The organism is Amycolatopsis ponsaeliensis (genome assembly GCF_030182635.1).
GTDB classification, from domain to species: domain Bacteria; phylum Actinomycetota; class Actinomycetes; order Mycobacteriales; family Pseudonocardiaceae; genus Amycolatopsis; species Amycolatopsis ponsaeliensis.
Map to the genome: position 1 here is coordinate 65,251 of NZ_JAPZLD010000010.1, position 22,889 is coordinate 88,139.

Here is a 22,889-nt window from a genome sequence, read left to right on the forward strand (position 1 = left end):
AAGGTTGAGTGCAGTCGACTCAAGTACGACTTGACGAGGTGCACGAAGACCCGACTAAACTTGCCAGAGCCTCGCTCAAGGCGAGGAAGAACGTGCAGGTCACGTACATAGCAGGCTTACACAGGAGGAAAGCACCATGGCGCGAGCGGTCGGCATCGACCTCGGCACGACCAACTCGGTCGTCGCTGTCCTGGAGGGCGGCGAGCCGACGGTCATCGCCAACTCTGAAGGCTCCCGGACCACCCCCTCGATCGTCGCCTTCGCCAAGAACGGTGAAGTGCTGACCGGTCAGCCGGCGAAGAACCAGGCCGTGACGAACGTCGACCGGACGATCCGGTCCGTGAAGCGGCACATCGGCACCGACTGGAAGACCGAGATCGACGGCAAGAACTACACGTCGCAGGAGATCAGCGCCCGCGTGCTGATGAAGCTCAAGCGCGACGCCGAGGCGTACCTGGGCGAGACCATCACCGACGCGGTGATCACCGTCCCGGCGTACTTCGAGGACGCGCAGCGGCAGGCCACCAAGGAGGCCGGGCAGATCGCCGGCCTGAACGTGCTCCGCATCGTCAACGAGCCGACCGCCGCCGCGCTGGCGTACGGCCTGGACAAGGGCGAGAAGGAGCAGACCATCCTGGTCTTCGACCTCGGTGGTGGCACCTTCGACGTCTCGCTGCTGGAGATCGGCGAGGGCGTCGTCGAGGTCCGCGCGACCTCCGGTGACAACCACCTCGGTGGCGACGACTGGGACGAGCGCATCGTCAAGTGGCTGGTCGACAAGTTCAAGGCCACGAACGGCATCGACCTGACCAAGGACAAGATGGCGCTCCAGCGCATCCGCGAGGCGGCGGAGAAGGCGAAGATCGAGCTGTCCAGCTCGAACTCGGCCGGCATCAACCTGCCCTACATCACGGTCGACGCCGACAAGAACCCGCTGTTCCTCGACGAGCAGCTTTCCCGCGCCGAGTTCCAGAAGATCACCTCGGACCTGCTCGAGCGCACCCGGAACCCGTTCAACAACGTGATCCGCGACGCGAACATCGCCGTCGGCGACATCGACCACGTCGTGCTCGTCGGTGGTTCCACCCGCATGCCGGCCGTGTCCGACCTGGTCAAGGAGCTGACCGGCGGCCGCGAGCCGAACAAGGGCGTGAACCCGGACGAGGTCGTCGCGGTCGGCGCGGCGCTGCAGGCCGGTGTCCTGAAGGGCGAGGTCAAGGACGTCCTGCTGCTGGACGTGACCCCGCTGTCGCTGGGCATCGAGACCAAGGGTGGCGTGTTCACCAAGCTCATCGAGCGCAACACCACGATCCCGACCAAGCGCTCGGAGATCTTCTCCACCGCGGACGACAACCAGCCGTCGGTGCAGATCCAGGTGTTCCAGGGTGAGCGCGAGATCGCCGCGCACAACAAGAAGCTCGGCATGTTCGAGCTGACCGGTCTCCCGCCCGCCCCGCGTGGCGTGCCGCAGATCGAGGTCACCTTCGACATCGACGCGAACGGCATCGTGCACGTCCTGGCCAAGGACCTGGGCACGAACAAGGAGCAGTCGATGACGATCACCGGTGGCTCCGCGCTGCCGAAGGACGACATCGAGCGGATGGTCAAGGACGCCGAGGCGCACGCCGAGGAAGACAAGACCCGTCGCGAAGAGGCCGAGACCCGCAACCAGGCCGAGACGCTGGTCTACCAGACCGAGAAGTTCCTCAAGGACAACGACGACAAGCTGCCCGAGGACCTCAAGGGCAAGGTCAAGTCCGCGATCGACGAGTCGAACGAGGCGCTCAAGGGCACCGACTCGGCCAAGATCCGCGAGTCGATCGAGAAGCTGAACACCGCTTCGCAGGAGCTGGGCACCGCCCTGTACGCCAACGCGAACGCCGACGCGGCCGCGGGTGCGGCCGGTGCTGAAGGCTTCCCGGGTGCGGCCGGTGGCGACGCCGGTGCGGCCGGCGGCCAGGCCAAGGCCGATGACGTGGTGGACGCCGAGATCGTCGAAGAGGACGAGAAGAAGTGACCCACAGCTACGACGAATCCGAGAACCAGGGCCGCGGCCCCGAGGAGCCGGTGGTCGTGCGGGATCGGCGGCGGGTGGACCCCCAGACCGGGCAGGTTCGCCCGCCCGGTCCGGCCCACGCCGCGCCGGAACCGGAGGAAGCGCCCGTGGAGCACGCGGGCCCCTCGCTTGGCGAGTCCATTGTGGACGACTCGGTGTCGGTGGTATCCGACGTCGAGAAGGAGCTGGCCGAGCGCACCGCCGACCTCCAGCGCCTGCAGGCGGAGTACGCCAACTACCGCAAGCGCGTCGAGCGTGACCGCGAGGCGGTCGTGATCGGCGCGAAGGCGACGGTGGTGAACGACCTGCTGCCGCTGCTCGACGACCTCGAGCGGGCCGACCAGCACGGTGACCTCACCGGGGCGTTCAAGGCCGTCGGCGACAAGCTGATCAGCGGCCTGCAGCGCGCGGGGCTCGAGTCGTTCGGCAGCGAGGGCGAGGCCTTCGACCCGAGCGTGCACGAGGCCGTGCAGCACAACACCTCGCCGAACGTGGCAGGCCCGACGGTGACCGTGGTCATGCGCCGCGGCTACCGCTTCGGCGACCGGGTCCTGCGGGCGGCGCTGGTCGGGGTCACCGACCACGAGCCCGGCGGCCCGGCGGAGCACCCGCCCGTCGGTGGCGAGCTGCCGCTCGGCGGCGGACTCGATGACCAGCAGCAGTAAGCAGTATCCGGTTCAGCTGGAAGGAGGAGGCGCCCGATGAGTGCTCGGGAATGGGTCGGCAAGGATTTCTACCGTGAACTGGGCGTCTCCTCCGACGCCACGGCCGACGAGATCAAGAAGGCCTACCGCAAGCTGGCCAAGGAGAACCACCCGGACGCGAACTCCGGCAACGCGCAGGCGGAGCAGAAGTTCAAGGCCGTCTCCGAGGCCTACGGCGTGCTCTCCGACGCGAGCAAGCGCAAGGAGTACGACGAGGCGCGGCGGCTGTTCGGCGGCGGGGGCGGGTTCAACTTCCCCGGCGGCGGTGGCGCCGGCGGCTTCGACGTGGGCGACATCTTCGGCCAGGCCGGCGGCGCGGGCCAGCAGCAGGGTTTCGGCGGGCTCGGCGACATCCTCGGCGGGCTGTTCGGCCGCGGCCGGGCGTCGGCGGGCGCGACGGCGAACCGGCCGCAGCGCGGGGCCGACGTCGAGACGGACGTCCGGATCGACTTCGTCGAGGCGGTCAAGGGCGCGACCCTGCCGTTGCGGCTGTCGAGCCCGGCGACCTGTTCGACGTGCGGCGGCAACGGCGCGAAGCCGGGCACGTCGCCGCGGACCTGCCCGACCTGTTCCGGGTCGGGGCTGGTCAGCCGCAGCCAGGGCGCGTTCGCGTTCTCGGAGCCGTGCCGCGACTGCCGCGGTCGCGGGCAGATCATCGACGACCCGTGCCCCGAATGCGGCGGCGAAGGCGTCAGCACGCGGACTCGCACGCTGACCGTCCGGATCCCGCCTGGCGTCGACGACGACCAGCGGATCCGGCTGGCCGGTCAGGGCGAGCCGGGCCGGGGTGGCGCGCAGGCGGGCGACTTGTACGTCCGGGTGCACGTGGCTCCGCACGCGCTGTTCGGCCGCAAGCCGAAGTCGCTCGACCTGACGCTCACCGTGCCGGTGGACTTCACCGAGCTGACGCTCGGCACCACGATCACGGTGCCGACGCTGGACGGCAAGGTCTCGCTCAAGGTGCCGCCGGGCACCGCGAGCGGGCGCGTGCTGCGCGTGCGCGGCAAGGGCATCGCCAAGCGCGACGGTTCGCAAGGTGATCTGCTCGTCACCCTCACCGCGGCGATCCCCGCCAAACTGGACGACAAGGCGCGCGAAGCACTGCAGGCGTACGCCGAGTCGATGGCCGGGCACGACCCCCGGCCCGAGATCACTGAGCTGCTCGAAGGCAGGTGAGTGGGATGTTCGGCGGGATTCCCCAGGAGGGGGACGAAGAGACCCCGGTGTTCGTCATCTCGGTGGCGGCACAGCTCGCCGGGATGCACGCTCAGACGTTGCGCACCTACGACCGGCAGGGTCTGGTGTCGCCGGGCCGCACGTCCGGCGGTGGGCGGCGCTACTCGATGCGGGACATCGCGCTGCTGCGCGAAGTCCAGCGCCTGTCGCAGGAAGACGGCGTCAACCTGGCCGGCATCAAGCGCATCATCGAGCTGGAGAACCAGGTCGACGCGCTGCGGGCCCGGCTCGCCGAGCTGACCGAAGAACTGGCCGCGGCGTACGTCGCGGGCGAGCAGGCCGCGGCGGCGGCGCACGCGTCCTACCGCCGGGACCTGGTGCCGCTCAACCAGCAGACCGCGATGGTGGTCTGGCGGCCCAAGCGCCGCTGACGTCCTGATGCACCGAAGGCCTCCCCGGGTGACCGGGGAGGCCTTCGTGCGTCAGAGGTCCAGCCGCGGCCAGGCCGCGAGGTCCCGCAGCATCCGGCGATCGTGCGTCGCCACGACCACCGCGGCCGGGGTTTCGAGCAAGGCCTCGGTCAGCTCCTCGACGAGCGTCGCCGACAGGTGGTTGGTCGGCTCGTCGAACACGAGGACGTCCGGGCGGCCGGCCAAGTGCAGGGCCAGGTCGAGCCGCCGCTGCTGGCCTTGGGACATGCGGCCGACCGGCGTGCGCAGGGCTTCGGCGTCGAGCAGGCCCATGGCCGAAAACGGGACGCCCGCACGCTCGAACAGCCGGCGAGCGGTGAAGTCTTCCGGCCACGCCGGGACTTCCTGGCCGATCAGGGCCACCTTCGCGCCGGGCAGGTGCCGGACCCAGCCGGTCGTCGGCGTGAGCTCGCCGGCGAGCGCGGACAGCAGCGTCGACTTGCCCGCGCCGTTCTCGCCGGTGACGAGCAGGCGGTCGCCGCGGTCGAGGGACAGCGTCACCGGTCCGGTGAGACGACCGGCGACGCCGACGTCGTGCAGGCGGACCAGAGCTCGAGCGCCGGAGCCGAGATCGGGCCACCGCAACGACAACGGCGGCTCGGGCACGGTCACGCGGTGCGCCTCCAGTGCCGCCCGCTCCCGGTTGAGCGCCTGGACGACGCCGGGTGCGCGGGACTGGCGCTGGTGCCGTCCGGTGCCCTTGTCCGGCCGCCAGCCGGTGCTGAGCCGGTCGCGCGCCTGCGACACCGCGAGCGTGAGCTGCCGGTGCGTGTCCTGCTGCTCCTCGAATTCCTGCATCCAGCGGTCGCGGTCGCGGCGGCGGCCGTCCTGCCAAGCCTGGTAGCCGCCGGCGTAGCTGCGCGGGCGGCCGTCCTGGCTGGGGTCGAGGTCGAGGAACTCGGTCGCGACGTCGCCGAGCAGCGCGCGGTCGTGGCTGACCAGCGCGACACCGCCGTCGTGGCCGCGCAGGCGCTCGGTGAGGAAGGCGAGGCCACCGGCGTCCAGGTGGTTGCCGGGCTCGTCGAGGAGCAGGAAGTCGTGCCGCGCGCCGAGCAGGCAGGCCAGGCGCACGCGGTAGCGCTGCCCGACCGAGAGCGTGCCGAGCTCGCGGGTCCGGTCGGCGCAGGCGCCGAGGGCTTCGAGGGCGACGTCGACGCGACGTTCGGCATCCCACGCGTCGAGGCGTGTGGCCGTGTCGAGCGCGGCGGCGTAGCGGTCTTCGGCGAAGTTCTCGGTTGCCGCGTCGAGCGCTCGCAAGGCGTCGTCGGCGTCGCGCAGGGCTTCGGTGGTCAGTGTGCCGACGGTCTCGCCGGACCGGAAGGGCAGCGCTTGCCGGGCGACGCCGACGGTGCCGGTCCGGTGGACGGTGCCGTGGTCGGGCGCCCGGAGCCCGGCGAGGACGTGCAGCAGCGTGGTCTTGCCACGCCCGTTCTCGCCGACGATCGCCAGCCGGGACCGGGCCGAAACGGTGACGCTGACGTCGTGCAGGACACGACGGGAGCCGAGCGTGACGCCGACGCGCTCCGCGCGCAGGTGGGCGTGTTCGGGCAGGAGGGAAGTCAAGGGATGCTCCGCAGCTCTGGAGGGAGCCGGGCAGCACGAGAGGGGCCGCCCGGCAGGCCGGAACGGCGGGCAGGGAAAGGAGATCGGTGCGCCGCCGTCAGCGGCGGCTGCGCAACCTCGCGAAGACGGCGAAGGAGAACTTCATGATCACGAGGCTAACGCGGCGCTGAGGCCCGGCCAACCGAATTTCGGCGCGGGGACGATCGGCCGGCTGGGCGTGCGGGCGAGCTGCGAGGGCGGCAGCGCCGCAGCCAAGCGAGCCACAGCCAGGCCGCTGCCGGTGGCCGGACCGGAGGCATCCCGGCGAGCTGCGAGGGCGGCAGCGCCGCAGCCAAGCGAGCCACAGCCAGGCCGCTGCCCGTGGCCGGACTGGAGGCATCCCGGCGAGCATCCTGCGCCGGCCCGAGCCGCAGCTGACCGCGAGCAGCCCGGCAGGAAGGCTGCTCGCGGCCGGCGCCCTGGAGCCGCGGGAGGCGTCAAACCTTGAAGTTCAGCAGCTGCTTGACCTCCGCCGTCCGCGACTCGATGACCCGTCGGGCCAAATCGCGGGTCTGGGCGTTGACTCCGCCGCCAGTTCCGTTCTCCGTCTGGGCCAGCTCCACCGCTCCCTGCTGCTGGCCGGTCAACACGTCCAGGAACTTGCGGGAAAACTCCGCGTCCGGAGCCGACCGGAGCGTGCCCACCAAGTCGGGGGAAGTCATCTTCATGCCGCCGTGGCCCGCGTGGGCCTGGGGGTTCATGTCCATCGTCTCGGGCCGGCCCCAGTCGCGCAGCCAGCGCTTCATGTCGTCCACTTCAGTGAGCTGCGTTGATTCGATCGCCGCCGCCAGCTCCTTCAGGGCCGGGGGCAACGGGTGGTCCGCGGCCAGGCGGACGATCTCGATGCCCTGCTGGTTCTGGGGGATCAGCATCTGCAGGAACATCACGTCGGCCGCGTTGAACGCAGGCGGGGCCGCCGGGGCGGGGGGCCCCGGGGCCCCCCCGCCCGCCCCCGCCCCCCCCCCCACACAAACGCCCGCGCCCCCGCCCCCGGGGGGGGGGGGGGCCCCCCCCCCCCGCCCCGCCGCGGCCGCGCGCCTGCCCCCCCACCCCCCCGCCTGGCCCCGCTCCTACCCCCACTCCAGAGCACACCCACCCCCCCCCCCCCCCCCCCACCGGTCTCAGCGAGGCGTGATCGGTAGCCGCAAGGCGCCCGGTGCGTCGGCCGGGACCACCGGCTTCGAAGGCGTCACCGCCGCCACCCGCTGGTACGGCGAACCCAACGCCGGCCGCGGATCCGTCTCACCCCGATTCGGCCAGAACGCCATCGCCCGTTCGGCCTGCGCCGTGATCGTCAGCGACGGGTTCACCCCCAGGTTCGCCGAGATCGCCGACCCGTCCACCACGTGCAGCCCCGGATACCCGTACACCCGCTGATACGGATCCACGACCCCGGTGGAAGCCGAGTCGCCGATCGCGCACCCCCCGATGAAATGGCCCGTGATCGGGATGTTCGCCATGTCCGTCCAAGCGCCCTGCGGCAACCCGCCGATCTTCGAAGCCACCCGGCGCGTCACCTCATGCCCCGCCGGGATCCACGACGGCGAGGGCGCACCCGAACCCTGGCGAGTCGTCATCCGGCGGCCGAACAACCCCCGCTTCGTGTACGTCGTCACCGAATTGTCGAGCGTCTGCATCACCAGCAGCCCGATCATCCGCTCGGACCAGTGCCGCGGGTTGTGGATCCGCAACAACTGACGACGTTGACGCCACAGCTCCCGCAGCCCCAGCACCCATCGCCGGCGCCCGGTCTCGCCGTCCACCAGCACCGTCGCCAGCAACCCCATCACGTTGCTGCCGCGCCCGTACCGGACCGGCTCCACGTGCGTCACCTCGTCCGGGTGGATCGACGACGTGATCGCGACACCCCGCGTGTAGTCCGTGTCCGGGCGCAGCGACCGCGCCGCCAGCACGGCTTCGGAGTTCGTGCGAGCCAGCAGGCCCAGCCGGGGTGACAGCGAAGGCAGCGTCCCGTTGTCCCGCATCCGGTGCAACAGCCGTTGCGTTCCCAAGGCGGCCGCGGAGAACACCACCTGTGACGCCGTGAACGTCCGGCGAGAACGGCGGCCGGTCCGTCGCGTCTCGACCGCGTATCCGCCGGAAATCGGCCGCACCGAAACCGCCGTCGTCAGGGGATGTACGACTGCGCCCGCCTTTTCCGCCAGGTACAGGTAGTTCTTCACGGTCGTGTTCTTCGCCCCGACCCGGCACCCGGTCATGCACTCGCCGCACAAGGTGCACGAGGAGCGCGCGGGTCCCGCGCCGCCGAAGAACGGGTCCACCCCGGACTGTCCGAAGTAGACGCCGACCGGCGTGCGGCGGTACGTGTGCCCGATGCCCATGTCCTCGGCGACGTCCTGGAGCACGCGGTCCGCGGCCGTCGTCGCCGGGTTCTCGACCACGCCCAGCATCCGCTTCGCCTGGTCGTAGTACGGCGCCAGCTCGTCCTTCCAGTCCGTGATGTGCGCCCACTGGGGATCGGCGTAGAACTTGTCCGGCGGCTCGTACAGCGTGTTCGCGTACACCAGCGAACCGCCGCCGACGCCGGAGCCGCTCATCACGAACGTGTTCTTCAGCAGCGTCAGCCGCTGGATGCCGAAACAGCCCAGCGCGGGCGCCCACAGGTACTTCCGCAGGCGCCACGACGTCTTCGCGAACTCGTCGTCGGCGAACCGGCGGCCGGTCTCCAGCACGCCGACGCGGTAACCCTTCTCGGTCAGCCGCAACGCCGTGACGCTCCCGCCGAAGCCCGACCCGATCACCAGGACGTCGTAGTCCATCACGCCACCACCCGGAAGTCGCTCGCGTCGAGCCGTCGCGTCCGGCGGTCGTACTCGGTGACCAGGCCCGGCCAGTTGGTCGTCACGCGGCCGTCGGCCTGGCGGTACCAGCTCGTGCACGCGCTCCACACGCTGTCTCCCAGCCGCTTCTGCACTTCCCGGTCGTACCGCTCTTCGACGTCGGCCCGCACGTCCACATAGGACACGCCGGGCCGCGTGAGCTGTTCGACCGCCTGGCGGATGTAGCGTGCCTGCCGCTCGATCATGTAGATGATGGACCCGGCGCCGAGGTTCGTGTTGGGGCCGTAGACGCAGAACATGTTCGGGAACCCGGGCACGGCCATGCCCAGGTAGGCGCGCGCGCCGCCGGCCCACTCGTCCCGCAGCGACCGCCCGCCGAGGCCGGTCACGGTCATCCGGCCGAGGAACTCCGTCGCGGCGAACCCGGTGCCGTAGACCAGGACGTCCGCCTCGACCTCGGTCCCGTCCTCGAGCCGGACGCCGCTCGGCGTGATCGAGGCGATCGGCCGCGCCTCGACGTCGACGTTCGGCTGGGCCAGCGCGGGCAGGTACTCGTTGGAGAACAGGATCCGCTTGCAGCCCAGGGGATAGGCCGGCTTGAGCTTCGCGCGCAGCTCCGGGTCCTTGATGTGCCGGCGCCGCAGCTGGGCGGTCCGCAGCTCGAACATCTTCGCCAGCACGGGGTGCTTGGTCATCGCGTACGTCGCGTACTCCGCCAGCAGGAAGATCCGCAGCCGGCCGAGCAGCTGCGTGGGCGGCAGGTGCTCGAACAGCCAGTGCTGCCAGCGCCGGTAGCTGGGGTCGGACTTCGCCATGACGTACGGCGGCGTGCGCTGGAAGACCGTGACGCGCTTCGCGTGCTTGCGCAGCTCGGGTACGAACTGGACCGCGCTGGCCCCGGTCCCGATGACGGCGACGCGCTTGCCGGCCAGCTCGACGTCGTGGTCCCAGCGCGCCGAGTGGAACGCGTCGCCGGCGAAGCTCTCGCGGCCCGCGATGTCCGGCAGTATCGGCCGCGACAACTGGCCGACGGCCGGGACGAAAACGTTTGCCTCGTACGTTTCGCCACCCTGCGTCTCGACGCGCCAGACGCCGCGCTCCTCGTCGAACGCGGCCGCGGTGACCTCGGTCCGGTACCGGATGTGCGGCTCGAGCCCGTACTTCGTGATGACGTCCCGCAGGTAGGCCAGGATGTCCGGCTGGTAGGAGAACCGCTTCGGCCAGCGCGGGTTCGGCTCGAACGAGTACGAGTAGAGCGGCGACGGGATGTCGCAGGCGGCGCCGGGGTAGGTGTTGTCCCGCCAGACGCCGCCGGGCTCGGCGGCGCTCTCCAGGATCGTGAAGTCGGTGAACCCGGCGCGCTTCAGCTCGATCGCCGTGCCGATACCGCCGAAGCCGGTGCCCACGATCAGCACCGACGGCCCCTTCGCCGAACTACTCATGGGAAAAAGCTACGCAGCGGACGCCTGTGACAACAGGCCGCGAACGGTCACTCGATCGAGAATTCCGGCCAGCTCGTCACGCCGGCGGACGGACGCGCACCTCCCGCGTCTCCGCGTCGGGCTCCGCCCAGGTCAGCAGGCGTCCGGCGGTACTTTCCAACGCCGCGAGGTCGCGCTTCGTCAGTTTCTCGAACGGCGACAGCTCGACGATCGCCGCCTTCTTCGCCTTCGTGATCTCCCAGAAGCCGCGTACCTGCCCGCCGACCAGCAGCGTGCCCTTGACCAGGCCGTTCTGGGTGATGACGCGCTTGCGGTAGTCGTCCGAGATCACCCGCGTCCGGTCCGCGTAGGAGAGGATCAGCTGGTCGAACGGCCCGAGCAGCCGGGGCGGCGCCGGGACGTCCTCGTCCGGCACGGTCAGTTCCGGCAGGTCCAGCAGCTCCCGGCCGTCCTCGTCGCGGTACCGCCGGAGGTCCATCGACGACGCGACCTCGCCGAGGCGCGTGATGCCCGCCCACGCCTGCACGTCCGCCACCGTCGCCGGCCCGAACGCGCGCAGGTACCGCGCGATGAGCGAAGCGGGCGAAGGCGGGGGAAGTGGCGCGCCCACCCACTCGTCGAGACACGCGTACGTCGTTTGCCCCGCCTTGCCCCAAATCGCGCGCGGCGGCGTCTGGACCAGCGGCAGCCGACCCCGCGCGAGGTGGGTCAGGGACGCCGGAGCGCGGTCCGGCCAGCGCCGCGCCAGCTCGGCTCCCAGCGCCGTGCTGGACAGCGCCGAAGCGGCCAGCAGCTCCCGTGCCGCCGAGGCGACTTCGAAGTGGTCGAGGTCGGCCAGCTCGCGGGCGTGCTGGGTGTTCGTCTTCAGGTCGCGGTCGTAGAGGACCTGCACCACGGGCCGCCAGGCCAGCGCGTCGGCCGCCGTGACCAGGTGGACCGTGCCGCGCATCAGCGCGATCCGCACCACGCGCCGCTCCTGCAGCAACGAGGCCAGCTCCTGCGGCTTGAACCCCTGCAGCCGCGACCACAACGCGTAGTACGGCGGGAACGGCGCCTGCGCCTGCAGCCCGGCCAGGTGCTCGACGGCGTCGTACGCGGACATCTTCGCGGGCCGCAGCAGCAGCTGGCGCTCCAGCGTCGCGCGGTTCACGGCCCGGCGGCTCAAGGTCTCCACAGCCGTCACCTTAACGATCACCCCGGACAGTTCCGGTCCTCGATTCGACGCGTGCACGGCCGTCATCCATACTTCCGGCCATGGCCGAGCTCGCCGCGCCCGCCGTCGTGGACTGGGACTTCCCGCGCGGCACCGCGAGCATCGAGCTGATGACCCGGTTCGCCGCCGACCGCGGCCTGCCCGCGGAGAAGCTGCTGGCCGCGACCACGCTCTCACCGGAGCTCCTCGCCGACCCGTCGGTGCAGGTCGACGCGCGTCAGGAGCTGGCCGTCGTCCGCGCCCTGGTCGAGCTGGACGGCTCGGACGCCGCGGCGCTGGACCTCGGGCGCCGCTACCGCGTCACCACCTTCGGCATCTTCGGGTTCGCCTGCATCAGCAGCCCGACCCTGCGGGACGCGATGCTGTTCTCCCTGCGCTACTTCGACCTCAGCTTCGCCTTCTGCATCCCGCACGTCGAGCTGGAGGCCGGCCGCCTGACGCTGGAGCTCGACGACAGCCGCGTGCCCGCCGACGTCGCCCGCTTCCTCGTGCTGCGCGACCTGGCCGCGATCTTCTCGGTCATGCGCGACCTGCTGCCGGAGATCGTGCTGGACGACCTGGGCTTCCGGCACGAATCGTCCACAGTGGACGCCTATCGGGCCGCGTTCGGCCTGGTGCCGCGGTTCGGTGCCGACGCCTGCCGTGCGACGCTGGACTCCGCGCTGCTGGCGCTGCCGCTGCCGCAGGCCAACGAGCAGACCGTCGCGCTGTGCGCCGCGCAGTGCGAAGCGCTCGTCGCGCGCAAACGCCGGCGGTCGGGCATCTCGCAGCAGGTCAGGGAACGCCTGGTCCGGCTCGGCGGGGTCGACGCCGGGATGGACGAGATCGCCCGCCAGCTGACGCTGAGCACGCGCACGCTGCGGCGGCGTCTCACCGAGTCCGGCACCAGCTACCGCGCGCTGGTCGACGAGGTCCGCCAGGCGCTGGCCGAAGAGCTGCTCGACACCGGCGTCCTGTCGGTCGAGGACGTCGCGTACCGGCTCGGGTACGCCGAGGCGTCGAGCTTCATCTACGCGTTCAAGCGCTGGACCGGGATGACGCCGGCGGCGTTCGCGCGGCGCTTCCGGGCCGCTCGGCAAGCACCGCCGGGTAGGTGAGCTTGAGCAGGTTGAGGATCGAATCGGTGAGGAAGGTGCGCAGCGCCGCGCGGTCGAGCGTGCCGCGGATCAGCCATTCGCGCGACGCGGCCCGCAGCATCCCGCCGAACGACCGGATCATCGCGCGCAGCTCCTCGCGGCCGTCGGTGACGTCGGTCATCAGCGCGGCTTCCAGCACCCGGTCGGCGGCGATCTCGTCGGCCTCCAGCATGATCCGCTCGATCTCGGGGTCGCGGCCGGCGGACTCGGGGCCGATCACGGTCAGCCAGGCGTCGCGGTTGCGGTCCACGACGTCGATCCAGCGCTCGACGCCGATCGCGAGCCGCTCCTCCATCGTGGTGTCCGGCAGCGCTTCGGTGACCGGCGCCGGCACGATCATCAGCTGCCGCACGACTTCCAGGTAGAGCTCGCGCTTGCCGCCGAAGTAGTGGTTGATCAGCGGGCGCGCGACTCCGGCCGCCTCGGCGATGTCCGAAGTGGACACCGAGGCGTAGCTGCCCGCGCCGAACAGGTGCCGGGCGGCGGCGAGGATCTCCGCCCGCCGTTCGGCCGGTTCGAGGCGGCGCCGCCGCGGCCGGGTCCCACTGGTCATCCGCTCAGCCTCGCGGGGGAGCGGCACGCTGTCAACAAGTAGTTGACCCATCGTCAAAAGAGTGACTCCGGTGGCGGGCAACGGGTGTTTCGCGCCAACCTTTGTCGTTACGCAACCGGAACAACCCACCGGTAACTTCCCGGCGCCCGGATGCGACGAGACGGCAGGGACCCGCGACCGGGCAGGGAGCAGATGAGCGAAGAAGACGCGCCGATCCGGCAAGCCGGACGCTGGGTGAGCGTTCGCCTGCAGCATCGTCACGTCAGCTTCGACGAGGGCTTCGAAGCGGACGAGCCCCTCCCCGACGGCGACTGCGCGGACGAAGAGTCGTTGTCCTACTCGGGAATCGTGATCACGGGTTACGACGAGGGGTCGAAGGTTTCCGAGCACTGGATCCCGTTGGGCGTCGACCCGTCCGAAGCGGATGACGAGCGGTTGATCGAGCAGTTGCGCGAAGCCCTTCTCTGGCAAGCGGGGCGACCGCCCCAGAATGCCGACGACTGAGGATCGTGAGTGGTAATCAGGGTTCCCGACGCGAAGTCACGATCCGGTGCGCAGGCCTTCGAAAGCCACCTTGCACACCGCGTCCGCCACTTCGGTCGCCGACGAGCCGCGCCGCGGTTTGTACCACTCGATCAGTGAGTTGACCATGCCGAAGATCAACCGCGCGGTCACCGCCGGGTCGACGTCCGGGCGGATGTCGCCCTCCGCCTCCGCCTGCTTCACCAGGTCCGTCACCAGCAGGTCGAACTCGCGCCGGCGGGCCAGGGCCGCCCGCTCCACCTTCGTGTTGCCGCGCACCCTCAGCAGCAGCGTCACGAACGGCAGCCGGTCGGCCAGCACCAGCACGCTGCCGCGCACCAGGTGCTCCAGCCGGTCGATCGCGCGGCCGTCGAGGCGGTCCGTGGATGCCGCCACCTCGAACAGCCCGTCCAGCGCGCGGTCCACCGACAGCCGCAGCAGTTCCTCCTTGCTGGGCACGTGGTGGTAGATCGCCGACTTCGTGATGCCGAGCTTGCGGGACAGGTCCTCCATGCTCGTGCCGTCGTAGCCACGCTCGTTGAACAGCTTCACCGCCACCTGCAGCAGCGATTCGAGGTCGTAGCCCGGACGCCCGCGGCGCGGGGTGGTCACGGCTTGTCCCGCTGGTCGACGATCCGCCGCATCTTGCCCATGGACCGTTCGAGCGTGTCCGGGTCGACGACGTCCACCGACACCGTCACGCCGACGCCGTCCTTCACGCCCGAAATCAGCGAAGCGGCCGCCTGCTCGCGCGAAGCAGCCGAAGCGTCGTGGCGCGCCTCGACCAGCACGGTCAGGTGGTCGAGCCGCCCGCGCGTGGACCGGACGAGCTGGAAGTGCGGGCTCAGCCCGGCCGTCCGCAGCACGATCTCCTCGATCTGCGTCGGGAAGACGTTGACCCCGCGCAGGATGATCAGGTCGTCCGTGCGGCCGGTGACCTTGTCCATCCGCCGGAACGCCGGGCGCGCGGTCCCCGGCGACAGCGCCGTGAGGTCGCGGGTGCGGTAGCGGATGATCGGCAGCGCCTGCTTGGTCAGCGACGTGAACACCAGTTCGCCGGTCTCGCCGCCGCCGAGTACGCGCTCGTCGAAGGGGTCGATCACCTCGGGGTAGAAGTGGTCCTCCCAGATGTGCAGGCCGTCCTTCGTCTCGACGCACTCCTGCGCGACGCCCGGGCCCATCACCTCGGACAGCCCGTAGATGTCGACGGCGTCGATCGCGAACCGCTCCTCGATCTCGGTGCGCATCTGCTCGGTCCACGGCTCGGCGCCGAAGATGCCCACCTTGAGCGAACTCGAGCGCGGGTCGACGCCCTGGCGCTCGAACTCGTCGAGCAACGTCAGCATGTACGACGGCGTGACCATGATGATCTCGGGCCGGAAGTCGGTGATCAGCTGCACCTGGCGCGCCGTCATACCGCCGGACGCGGGGATCACCGTGCAGCCCAGCTTCTCCGCGCCGTAGTGCGCGCCCAGGCCGCCGGTGAACAGGCCGTAGCCGTAGGCGACGTGCACCTTGTGCCCCGGCCGGCCGCCGGCGGCGTGGATCGACCGGGCCATCACCGTCGCCCAGGTGTCGATGTCCTGCTCGGTGTACCCGACGACGGTGGCCTTGCCGGTGGTGCCGCTGGAGGCGTGGATGCGCCGCACCTGGTCCTGCGGCACGGCGAACATCCCGAACGGGTAGTTCTCCCGCAGGTCCTGCTTCGTCGTGAACGGGAACTTCGCCAGGTCGGCGAGCTCCTTGCAGTCGTCCGGGTGGACGCCGGCCTCGTCGAACTTCTTCGTGTACGCGGGCACGTTCGCGTACGCGTGCCGGAGTGTCCACTGCAGACGTTCGAGCTGCAGCGCGGCCAGTTCGTCGGCGCCGATGTTCGCCTCGATCATGCTTCTTCCCGTTTCGCGGAGAGGACGCGGCTGCGGCCGCGGAATTCGGCGACGACCTCGGGCCCGCCGGGGGTCTCCCGGTGCACGGTGACGTCGTAGATGCCGTTGCGGCCGTAGCGGGTGCGCTCGGTGGCCGTGGCGACGAGGCGGTCCCCGAGCCGGCCGGCCGCGACGAAGGAGATTTCGGCGCCCGCGGCGACGGTGACCGGCCCGTGGGTGTTGCAGGCGCAGGCGAAGGCGGTGTCGGCGAGCAGGAAGACGTACCCGCCGTGCGCGATGTCGTGGCCGTTGACCATCTCGCGCGTGATCGTCATGGTCGCCACGGCCCGGCCGTCCCCGGCTTCGGCCAGCTCGATGCCCAGCGCGCGCGAAGCCTCGTCGGCGGCGAACATGGTGTGCGCGGCGTTGGTCATTCGTCCTCCGTGCCTGACTTACCGAATGGACGGTCACCTGGGGTGTCGCTCAGTAAAGGCAGTGGCCCGGCCGGTGTCAAGCGTCGCCCCTTCCGATCTCGGGGCCCGGCGGCTACCATGCAAATAACTGAACGTCCGGTAGGTAATTCGGTGGAGGTCGGGACCTGATGGCAGTGCTGCGCAGCTACGTCTCCGGGGAGTGGCACACGGCGGCGGACGAGGGCGTCCCGCTGCACGATGCGGCCACGGGCGAGGAAGTCGCCCGGATCTCGTCGGCGGGCGTCGACTTCGCGGGTGCGCTGGAGTACGGCCGCCGGGTCGGTGGCCCGGCGCTGCGCGAGCTGACGTTCCACCAGCGTGCGGCCCTGCTGAAGGCGCTGGCCTCGCACCTGCGGGAGCACCGCGAGGAGCTGTACGCACTCTCCGCGCGCACCGGTGCGACGCTGGGTGACTCGAAGTTCGACATCGACGGCGGCATCGGCGTCCTGTTCAGCTACGGCTCGAAGGGCAAGCGCGAGCTGCCGAACGACACCGTCTACGTCGAGGGCGCCGTCGAGCCGCTTTCGCGTGGGGGCACGTTCGTCGCCCAGCACATCGCGACCCCGCTGCGGGGCGTCGCGGTCCAGATCAACGCGTTCAACTTCCCGGTGTGGGGTCCGCTGGAGAAGTTCGCGCCCGCGTTCCTGGCCGGGGTCCCGAGCCTGGTCAAGCCGGCCAGCTCGACGGCGTACCTGACCGCGCGGCTGGCCGAGCTGATCATCGAGTCCGGGATCCTGCCGGAGGGGTCGCTGCAGTTCGTCGCGGGCAGCGTCGGCGACCTGCTCGACCACGTGACCGCGCAGGACCTGGTGTCCTTCACCGGCTCGGCGTCCACCGCCCAGAAGCTGCGCGCGCACCCGGCGATCGTGCGGAACTCGGTGCGGTTCAACGCCGAGGCCGACTCGCTGAACTGCTCGATCCTCGGCCCGGACGCGGTGCGCGGGACGACGGAGTTCGACCTGTTCGTCAAGCAGCTGACCGCGGAGATGACGGTCAAGGCGGGCCAGAAGTGCACCGCCATCCGCCGCGCGTTCGTCCCGGCCGCGCTGCTCGACGACGTCGCTTCCGCCGCGTCCGAGCGGCTCGCGAAGGTCACCGTCGGCAACCCGGCGACCGAAGGCGTCCGGATGGGCGCGCTGGCCAGCCTGGAGCAGCGCGAGGAGGTCCGGCGCTCGCTCAAGGCGCTGCTGGACGCCGGCAGCGTCGTCTTCGGCGACCCGGAGCAGGTCGAGGTCGTCGGCGCCGACGCCGAGCGCGGCGCGTTCATCTCGCCGGTGCTGCTCAAGGCCGACCCGGAACGCTCCGAGCCGCACGAGGTCGAGGCGTTCGGCCCGGTCTCGACGCTCATGCCCTACACGTCCACCGAGCAGGTCATCGACTTCGCCGCTCGCGGCGGCGGCAGCCTCGCCGGGTCCGTGGTCTCGGCCGACAAGGAGTTCGTGCGCGAGGTCGTGCTCGGCGCGGCGCCGTTCCACGGCCGGCTGCTGGTGCTGGACGCCGAGGACGCCAAGGAGTCGACCGGGCACGGCTCGCCGATGCCGCAGCTCGTCCACGGCGGCCCCGGCCGCGCCGGTGGCGGTGAGGAGATGGGCGGCATCCGCGGCGTCCTGCACCACATGCAGCGCACGGCGGTCCAGGGCTCGCCGGCGGTCCTTTCGGCGGTCACCGGCCGCTGGGTCACCGGCGCGCCGCGCACCGAGGGCGACGTCCACCCGTTCCGGAAGTCCCTGGCCGAGCTTCGCATCGGTGACTCGGTCGTCGCCGGACCGCGGACCGTCAGCCAGGAGGACGTCGACCACTTCGCCGAGTTCACCGGCGACACGTTCTACGCCCACACCGACCCCGAAGCCGCGGCCGCGAACCCGTTGTTCGGCGGGATCGTCGCGCACGGCTACCTCGTGGTCTCGTTCGCGGCAGGGTTGTTCGTCTCGCCCGAGCCGGGCCCGGTGCTGGCCAACTACGGCCTCGAGAACCTGCGGTTCCTGACGCCGGTCAAGGTCGGCGACTCGCTGACCGTGACCCTGACCGCCAAGCAGATCACCCCGCGGATCGACCAGGAGTACGGCGAGGTCCGCTGGGACGCCGACGTCACCAACGCCGACGGCGAGTCCGTCGCGAAGTACGACGTCCTGACGCTGGTTTCGAAGGAGCAGCCGTGACCGCTGTAGCTTCGCTGGAAGAACACTTCGAGGCGACGATTGAGCGTGACCAGCGCATCGAGCCGCGCGACTGGGTGCCCGAGGGCTACCGCAAGACGATGATCCGGCAGATCGCGCAGCACGCGCACTCGGAGATCATCGGCATGCAGCCCGAGGGCAACTGGATCACGCGGGCGCCGTCGTTGCGGCGCAAGGCGATCCTGCTGGCCAAGGTCCAGGACGAAGCCGGCCACGGCCTCTACCTGTACTCGGCGGCGGCGACGCTGGGCGCGGACCGCGCCGACCTGACCGACAAGCTGATCACCGGCAAGCAGAAGTACTCGTCGATCTTCAACTACCCGACGCTGACCTTCGCCGACGTCGGAGTGATCGGCTGGCTGGTCGACGGCGCGGCGATCTGCAACCAGGTGCCGCTGTGCCGGTCGTCCTACGGGCCGTATGCGCGGGCGATGATCCGCATCTGCAAAGAGGAGTCCTTCCACCAGCGGCAGGGCTACGAGCTGCTGATGACGATGATGCGCGGGACCGCTCAGCAGCGCGAAATGGTCCAGGAGGCCGTCAACCGCTGGTGGTGGCCGTCGCTGATGATGTTCGGCCCGCCGGACGCGGACTCGCCGAACACGGCGCAGTCGATGGCGTGGAAGGTCAAGCGCCACACCAACGACGAGCTGCGGCAGCGCTTCGTCGACATGTCGGTGCCGCAGGCTGCCGCCCTCGGTGTCACGTTCCCGGATCCTTCGCTGAAGTGGAATGCCGAGCGGGAGCACCACGACTTCGGCGCGGTGGACTGGGACGAGTTCAAGAACGTGTTGAAGGGCAACGGCCCGTGCAACGCGTCGCGCATCGCGCACCGGCGCCGTGCGCACGACGACGGTGCCTGGGTTCGCGAAGCCGCTGTGGCGCACGCGGCGAAGAAGGAGGGTTCGGCGTGAAGCACGATTGGCCGCTGTACGAGGTGTTCGTCCGGGGCAAGCGCGGGCTGAACCACGTGCACGTCGGGTCGTTGCACGCGGCCGACGACGAGATGGCGCTGCACCACGCGCGTGACCTCTACACCCGCCGCAACGAAGGCGTGTCGATCTGGGTCGTGAAGGCGTCGGACATCACGGCGTCGTCGCCGGACGAGAAGGACCCGTTCTTCGCGCCGAGCGGGGACAAGGTCTACCGGCACCCGACGTTCTACGACATCCCCGAGGAGGTGCCGCACATATGAGTTTCGACAACGTCTACGAGTCGCTGACCGAGGAGAACGACGCCCGCTGGGCGTTCGGCACCGGCTTCGAGGACCCGCTGTCCGGAGTGGACACTTCGGTGCCGTCCGGTGTGGACGGCGCTCGGCTCGCGGCGTACTGCCTGATGCTGGGCGACGACGCGCTGCTCTTCTCCCACCGGCTGCAGGAGTGGTGCACCAACGCGCCCGAGCTGGAGGACGAGGTCGCGATCGCCAACATCGGCCTCGACCTGCTCGGCCAGGCCCGGCTGCTGCTCGCGCGCGCCGGCAAGGCGGACGGTTCTTCGCGTTCGGAAGACTCGTTCGCGTTCGACCGCGTCGAAAACGAGTTCCGCAACGTCCGGCTCGCGGAGCTGGGCGGCGGGCACTTCGGGCACCTGATCGCGCGGCTGTTCGTGTTCTCGACGTGGCGCCTCGCGCTGCTGCAGCGGCTGGTGTCATCGGTGGACCCGGTGCTGGCGGCCATCGCGGACAAGGGCGTCAAAGAGGTGACCTACCACCGCGACTACGCGGCGCAGTGGCTGGTCCGCCTCGGCGACGGGACCGAGCTGTCGCGGTCGCGGATGCAAGAAGGGCTCGACGCGGTCTGGCCCTACGTCGGCGAGCTGTTCCGCACGCACCCCTCCGAGCTGGTGGACGCGGCCACGCTGCGGCCGGAGTTCGACGCCGTGCTGGACCAGGCTCTGGCGGCGGCGACGTTGTCCGTTCCTGCGGCAGGTGAGCTGGCCGGCGTCTCGGGACGGACGGGCCGCGACGGCGTCCACACCGAGCAGATGGGGTTCCTGCTGGCGGAGCTGCAGAGCGTGGCCCGGGCGATGCCGGACGCGAAGTGGTGACCGCCGAGGCCGTCGCCGCGACGGTCACCGACCCCGAGCTGCCGATGCTGACGCTCGCGGACCTGGGCGTGCTGCGCTCGGTGTCCGAAGTGGACGGTCGCGTGGTCGTCGCGATCACGCCGACGTACACGGGCTGCCCGGCGATGGACACGATGCGCGACGACCTGGAGCACGCGCTGGTCACGGCGGGCTTCGCCGACGTCGAGATCCGGACGCAGCTGTCGCCCGCGTGGACGTCGGACTGGATTTCGGCTTCGGGGCGCCGGAAGCTGGCCTCGGCCGGAATCGCCCCGCCGGGCGCGGCACCGCGGCGGTTGGGTCCGATCCCGCTGACGCTGTCGGCTCCCGCGTCGGCGGTCCGGTGCCCGTTGTGCGGGTCGGCGGACACGGAGGAGCAGTCCCGTTTCGGCGCGACGGCGTGCAAGGCGCTGCGGCGCTGCCGTGCGTGTGCCGAGCCGTTCGAGCACGTCAAGGAGATCTGAGGTGGCGTTTCATCCCCTGAAGGTCGCGGGCGTTACGCGGTTGACCGACGACGCGGTCGCCGTGACGTTCGACGTGCCTCCCGCGCTGGCCCCGGACTTCGCTTTCAAACCAGGCCAGTCGCTGACGCTGCGGCGTTCGGTCGAGGGCCGCGACGAGCGCCGGTCGTACTCGATCTGCGCGGCGGCGGGCACGGCGCCCCGGGTCGGCGTCCGCCTGGTCCCGGACGGGTTGTTCTCGTCCTGGCTGGTGAACGAGGTCCGCGCGGGCGACACGATCGAGGTGGCCACGCCGACGGGGTCGTTCACCCCGGACCTTTCCGAAGGCGGCCACCACGTCCTGATCGCGGCGGGGTCGGGGATCACGCCGGTGCTGTCGATCGTGTCGTCGCTGCTGGCGACCCCGGACGCGACGGTGACGGTGCTGTACGGCAACCGCCGCACGGACACGGTGATGTTCGCGGACGAGCTGGCGGACCTGAAGGACCGGGCGCCGTCCCGGCTCGAGCTGATCCACGTGCTGTCGCGCGAGCCGCGCGAGGCGGAGCTGTTCACGGGGCGCTTGGACGTGCCGAAGCTGCGTTCTCTGTTCTCTTCCCTGGTGCCGGTGTCCTCGGTGGACCATTGGTGGCTGTGCGGCCCGTTCGAGATGGTGACGGGAGCGCAGGAGCTGCTGGCGTCCCTGGAGGTACCGCGCGCGCGGATCCACCAGGAGCTGTTCTACGTCGACACCCCGCCGGCGCCGGTCGAGCACCTCGACCCCGCGGTGGCGGGAGAGTCGTCGGAAGTCCGCGTTGTCCTGGACGGCCGCTCGTCGTCCATGACGCTGCCCCGCTCGACGTCGGTCCTGGACGGCGCGCAGAAGTTCCGCCCGGACCTGCCGTTCGCCTGCAAGGGCGGGGTGTGCGGCACATGCCGGGCGCGCGTCACGGAGGGCAAGGTGGACCTGCGGCGCAACTTCGCGCTGGAGGAGGCCGAGGTCGAGGCGGGGTTCGTGCTGACGTGCCAGTCCTACCCGGTCTCGGAGACGATCACCGTGGACTTCGACGCCTGATCAGCGGATGCGCCCTCGCCGACGACGGCGGGGGCGCGTCTCGGTCTCCTCCTCGGCGGCCGGCTCGGCAGCCGGGTCCGTGAGGCCCAGCATCTCCGCCGCCAGCTGCTGCGAGCTCGCGAACATCCCCGTCGGCGCCTCGCTCGCCCGCCGCAGCGCCGCCGGGCGGAGGCGGTTGTAACCCCGGACCGTCACCGGCCTGCGCGGCCGCAGCTCGTACGCCTTCTCCTCCGCGAGCTCCGCGGCCAGCTCCCGGTCCACCAGGATCGTGCCCGGGCGGGCCACCGACGTCAGGCGGGCCGCCAGGTTGACCACCGATCCGTACACGTCGCCGAAGCGCGCCAGGATCCGGCCCGATGCCATTCCCGCGCGGACCGCCGGCAGGCTTTCGTCCGCCGTTGTGCGCTCCGTGAGCGCCAGGGCGATCTCGGCCGCGTCGACCGCCGAGTCCGCCACGAACAGGACCTCGTCGCCGATCATCTTCACCACGCGGCCGCGGTGCTCGGCGATCGTCTCCGCCGCGAGCAGCTCGAACGCGTCGAGGACCCGGCTCAGCTCTTCTTCGTCGATCTGGCGCGTCAGGCGCGTGTAGCCGACCATGTCGACGAACCCGACCACCTCGGTGCGCGCCTCGACGTTGTCACCCGCCGCCGCGAACGCCCGCCCCGCGTACGCCGCGAGGTGCCGGCGCCAGACGAAGTTCTGCACCCGCTCGAGCTCCGGCAGCAGCCGGTCGACCAGGCGGGCCACCTGGCGCTCGCTGCGCCCCAGCTCCGGCTGCTCCTTGATCAGCTCCCAGAGCATGTCGACCTGCCACTCGGCCAGCCGCGACAGGTGCTGGCCGAGCGCGCGCGTCACCGAAACCTCGATGCTCGGGTCGATCAGCCCCGACTGGACCAGCTGGTCCGCCGTCCGCATCGCCTCGACGTCCGCGTCGGTGAAGACGACCTCGTCGTCGCGCACCGTCGCGAACCCCAGGGCACGCCAAAGCCGGCGTGACCGCTCCTCGGGCACGCCGGCTTTTTCGGCCACTTCGAGCCGCGTGTACTTCCGCCTGCCGCCGAGCAGGACGCGTTCGAGCCGCTGCTGGAGCTCTTCGCTCGAATCGGCCACGAGC

The 22,889-nt window shown here is 70.8% G+C and carries 22 protein-coding genes; 12 read left to right on the forward strand and 10 right to left on the reverse strand.

Going from position 1 to position 22,889, the window contains the following annotated elements:
- Window positions 1-136 precede the first annotated feature (136 nt).
- From dnaK to QQ657_RS16835, 4 genes are read left to right on the forward strand one after another with little or no spacing between them, the layout of a single operon-like run.
- The gene (dnaK, locus tag QQ657_RS16820; protein ID WP_284743085.1) at window positions 137-2,017 is read left to right on the forward strand and encodes a molecular chaperone DnaK; all 1,881 of its coding nucleotides are present in this window, start codon (window positions 137-139) and stop codon (window positions 2,015-2,017) included.
- Window positions 2,014-2,721, forward strand: a complete 708-nt coding sequence (grpE, locus tag QQ657_RS16825) for a nucleotide exchange factor GrpE (RefSeq protein WP_284743086.1) — start codon at window positions 2,014-2,016, stop codon at window positions 2,719-2,721. The genes dnaK and grpE overlap by 4 nt, the downstream gene beginning before the upstream one ends.
- A gap of 36 nt (window positions 2,722-2,757) precedes the next feature.
- Window positions 2,758-3,936 carry a molecular chaperone DnaJ gene (gene dnaJ / locus QQ657_RS16830; RefSeq protein ID WP_284743087.1) on the forward strand — a complete coding sequence of 393 codons (1,179 nt, stop codon included), beginning with the start codon at window positions 2,758-2,760 and terminating at the stop codon, window positions 3,934-3,936.
- A gap of 5 nt (window positions 3,937-3,941) precedes the next feature.
- On the forward strand, window positions 3,942-4,367 hold the full coding sequence (locus tag QQ657_RS16835; protein WP_155548123.1) for a heat shock protein transcriptional repressor HspR: 426 nt from the start codon (window positions 3,942-3,944) through the stop codon (window positions 4,365-4,367).
- Window positions 4,368-4,418: 51 nt separating this feature from the next.
- On the opposite strand, the gene QQ657_RS16840 is transcribed toward QQ657_RS16835, so the two are convergent.
- The 5 genes from QQ657_RS16840 to QQ657_RS16860 form a co-directional block, all read right to left on the reverse strand.
- Complete coding sequence (locus QQ657_RS16840; RefSeq protein WP_284743088.1) at window positions 4,419-5,969, reverse strand: ABC-F family ATP-binding cassette domain-containing protein; 1,551 nt, start codon at window positions 5,967-5,969, stop codon at window positions 4,419-4,421.
- Window positions 5,970-6,445: 476 nt separating this feature from the next.
- Entirely contained in the window at window positions 6,446-6,976 is a 531-nt protein-coding gene (locus QQ657_RS16845) for a DUF305 domain-containing protein (RefSeq protein WP_284743089.1), read from the reverse strand.
- A 153-nt stretch (window positions 6,977-7,129) separates the two neighbouring features.
- Window positions 7,130-8,788, reverse strand: a complete 1,659-nt coding sequence (locus QQ657_RS16850) for a GMC oxidoreductase (protein WP_284743090.1) — start codon at window positions 8,786-8,788, stop codon at window positions 7,130-7,132.
- Window positions 8,788-10,251 (reverse strand): flavin-containing monooxygenase, encoded by a 1,464-nt coding sequence (locus QQ657_RS16855; protein WP_284743091.1) that lies wholly within the window; start codon window positions 10,249-10,251, stop codon window positions 8,788-8,790. The genes QQ657_RS16850 and QQ657_RS16855 overlap by 1 nt, the downstream gene beginning before the upstream one ends.
- A 76-nt stretch (window positions 10,252-10,327) precedes the next feature.
- Window positions 10,328-11,425, reverse strand: a complete 1,098-nt coding sequence (locus tag QQ657_RS16860) for a winged helix DNA-binding domain-containing protein (protein ID WP_284743092.1) — start codon at window positions 11,423-11,425, stop codon at window positions 10,328-10,330.
- A gap of 80 nt (window positions 11,426-11,505) precedes the next feature.
- Here QQ657_RS16860 and QQ657_RS16865 point away from each other — a divergent pair, with 80 nt between their 5' ends.
- Window positions 11,506-12,561 (forward strand): AraC family transcriptional regulator, encoded by a 1,056-nt coding sequence (locus QQ657_RS16865; protein WP_284743093.1) that lies wholly within the window; start codon window positions 11,506-11,508, stop codon window positions 12,559-12,561.
- Here the strand turns inward: QQ657_RS16865 and QQ657_RS16870 are convergent.
- Entirely contained in the window at window positions 12,482-13,153 is a 672-nt protein-coding gene (locus QQ657_RS16870) for a TetR/AcrR family transcriptional regulator (protein WP_284743094.1), read from the reverse strand. The genes QQ657_RS16865 and QQ657_RS16870 overlap by 80 nt on opposite strands.
- A gap of 192 nt (window positions 13,154-13,345) precedes the next feature.
- Here QQ657_RS16870 and QQ657_RS16875 point away from each other — a divergent pair, with 192 nt between their 5' ends.
- Window positions 13,346-13,657, forward strand: a complete 312-nt coding sequence (locus tag QQ657_RS16875; protein ID WP_284743095.1) for a hypothetical protein — start codon at window positions 13,346-13,348, stop codon at window positions 13,655-13,657.
- 36 nt (window positions 13,658-13,693) lie between these two features.
- Here the strand turns inward: QQ657_RS16875 and QQ657_RS16880 are convergent, their stop codons facing one another.
- From QQ657_RS16880 to paaI, 3 genes are read right to left on the reverse strand one after another with little or no spacing between them, the layout of a single operon-like run.
- Window positions 13,694-14,287 (reverse strand): TetR/AcrR family transcriptional regulator, encoded by a 594-nt coding sequence (locus QQ657_RS16880; protein ID WP_284743096.1) that lies wholly within the window; start codon window positions 14,285-14,287, stop codon window positions 13,694-13,696.
- The gene (gene paaK, locus QQ657_RS16885; protein WP_284743097.1) at window positions 14,284-15,561 is read right to left on the reverse strand and encodes a phenylacetate--CoA ligase PaaK; all 1,278 of its coding nucleotides are present in this window, start codon (window positions 15,559-15,561) and stop codon (window positions 14,284-14,286) included. The genes QQ657_RS16880 and paaK overlap by 4 nt, the downstream gene beginning before the upstream one ends.
- Window positions 15,558-15,974: a hydroxyphenylacetyl-CoA thioesterase PaaI gene (paaI, locus tag QQ657_RS16890; protein WP_284743098.1), complete on the reverse strand. Its 417-nt coding sequence runs from the start codon at window positions 15,972-15,974 to the stop codon at window positions 15,558-15,560. Before paaI ends, paaK begins: the two co-directional genes overlap by 4 nt.
- 167 nt (window positions 15,975-16,141) lie before the next feature.
- Here paaI and paaZ point away from each other — a divergent pair, with 167 nt between their 5' ends.
- Genes paaZ through paaE form a run of 6 tightly spaced genes read left to right on the forward strand, consistent with a single transcriptional unit; the run spans window position 16,142 to window position 21,772 of the window.
- Complete coding sequence (gene paaZ / locus QQ657_RS16895) at window positions 16,142-18,172, forward strand: phenylacetic acid degradation bifunctional protein PaaZ (protein WP_284743099.1); 2,031 nt, start codon at window positions 16,142-16,144, stop codon at window positions 18,170-18,172.
- The gene (paaA, locus tag QQ657_RS16900) at window positions 18,169-19,104 is read left to right on the forward strand and encodes a 1,2-phenylacetyl-CoA epoxidase subunit PaaA (protein WP_284743100.1); all 936 of its coding nucleotides are present in this window, start codon (window positions 18,169-18,171) and stop codon (window positions 19,102-19,104) included. The genes paaZ and paaA overlap by 4 nt, the downstream gene beginning before the upstream one ends.
- Window positions 19,101-19,385 carry a 1,2-phenylacetyl-CoA epoxidase subunit PaaB gene (paaB, locus tag QQ657_RS16905; RefSeq protein WP_160701458.1) on the forward strand — a complete coding sequence of 95 codons (285 nt, stop codon included), beginning with the start codon at window positions 19,101-19,103 and terminating at the stop codon, window positions 19,383-19,385. The genes paaA and paaB overlap by 4 nt, the downstream gene beginning before the upstream one ends.
- Window positions 19,382-20,239: a 1,2-phenylacetyl-CoA epoxidase subunit PaaC gene (paaC, locus tag QQ657_RS16910; protein WP_284743101.1), complete on the forward strand. Its 858-nt coding sequence runs from the start codon at window positions 19,382-19,384 to the stop codon at window positions 20,237-20,239. The genes paaB and paaC overlap by 4 nt, the downstream gene beginning before the upstream one ends.
- Window positions 20,233-20,721, forward strand: coding sequence for a 1,2-phenylacetyl-CoA epoxidase subunit PaaD (gene paaD / locus QQ657_RS16915; protein ID WP_284743102.1), 489 nt, complete (start codon window positions 20,233-20,235; stop codon window positions 20,719-20,721). The genes paaC and paaD overlap by 7 nt, the downstream gene beginning before the upstream one ends.
- Complete coding sequence (gene paaE / locus QQ657_RS16920; protein WP_434056747.1) at window positions 20,687-21,772, forward strand: 1,2-phenylacetyl-CoA epoxidase subunit PaaE; 1,086 nt, start codon at window positions 20,687-20,689, stop codon at window positions 21,770-21,772. The genes paaD and paaE overlap by 35 nt, the downstream gene beginning before the upstream one ends.
- Here paaE and QQ657_RS16925 read toward each other — a convergent pair whose 3' ends face one another.
- Window positions 21,773-22,885, reverse strand: a complete 1,113-nt coding sequence (locus QQ657_RS16925) for an adenylate/guanylate cyclase domain-containing protein (RefSeq protein WP_284743104.1) — start codon at window positions 22,883-22,885, stop codon at window positions 21,773-21,775.
- Window positions 22,886-22,889 lie beyond the last annotated feature (4 nt).

What these genes read in the sequence shown, in the direction of transcription:
- QQ657_RS16875 (WP_284743095.1), top strand. Translation starts at nt 13,346, where the DNA reads ATGAGCGAAGAAGACGCGCCGATCCGGCAAGCCGGACGCTGGGTGAGC.
- dnaJ (WP_284743087.1), top strand. Translation starts at nt 2,758, where the DNA reads ATGAGTGCTCGGGAATGGGTCGGCAAGGATTTCTACCGTGAACTGGGC.
- paaK (WP_284743097.1), bottom strand. Translation starts at nt 15,561, where the DNA reads ATGATCGAGGCGAACATCGGCGCCGACGAACTGGCCGCGCTGCAGCTC.
- QQ657_RS16835 (WP_155548123.1), top strand. Translation starts at nt 3,942, where the DNA reads ATGTTCGGCGGGATTCCCCAGGAGGGGGACGAAGAGACCCCGGTGTTC.
- QQ657_RS16865 (WP_284743093.1), top strand. Translation starts at nt 11,506, where the DNA reads ATGGCCGAGCTCGCCGCGCCCGCCGTCGTGGACTGGGACTTCCCGCGC.
- paaC (WP_284743101.1), top strand. Translation starts at nt 19,382, where the DNA reads ATGAGTTTCGACAACGTCTACGAGTCGCTGACCGAGGAGAACGACGCC.
- paaZ (WP_284743099.1), top strand. Translation starts at nt 16,142, where the DNA reads ATGGCAGTGCTGCGCAGCTACGTCTCCGGGGAGTGGCACACGGCGGCG.
- paaI (WP_284743098.1), bottom strand. Translation starts at nt 15,974, where the DNA reads ATGACCAACGCCGCGCACACCATGTTCGCCGCCGACGAGGCTTCGCGC.
- QQ657_RS16850 (WP_284743090.1), bottom strand. Translation starts at nt 8,788, where the DNA reads ATGGACTACGACGTCCTGGTGATCGGGTCGGGCTTCGGCGGGAGCGTC.
- dnaK (WP_284743085.1), top strand. Translation starts at nt 137, where the DNA reads ATGGCGCGAGCGGTCGGCATCGACCTCGGCACGACCAACTCGGTCGTC.
- QQ657_RS16855 (WP_284743091.1), bottom strand. Translation starts at nt 10,251, where the DNA reads ATGAGTAGTTCGGCGAAGGGGCCGTCGGTGCTGATCGTGGGCACCGGC.
- QQ657_RS16870 (WP_284743094.1), bottom strand. Translation starts at nt 13,153, where the DNA reads ATGACCAGTGGGACCCGGCCGCGGCGGCGCCGCCTCGAACCGGCCGAA.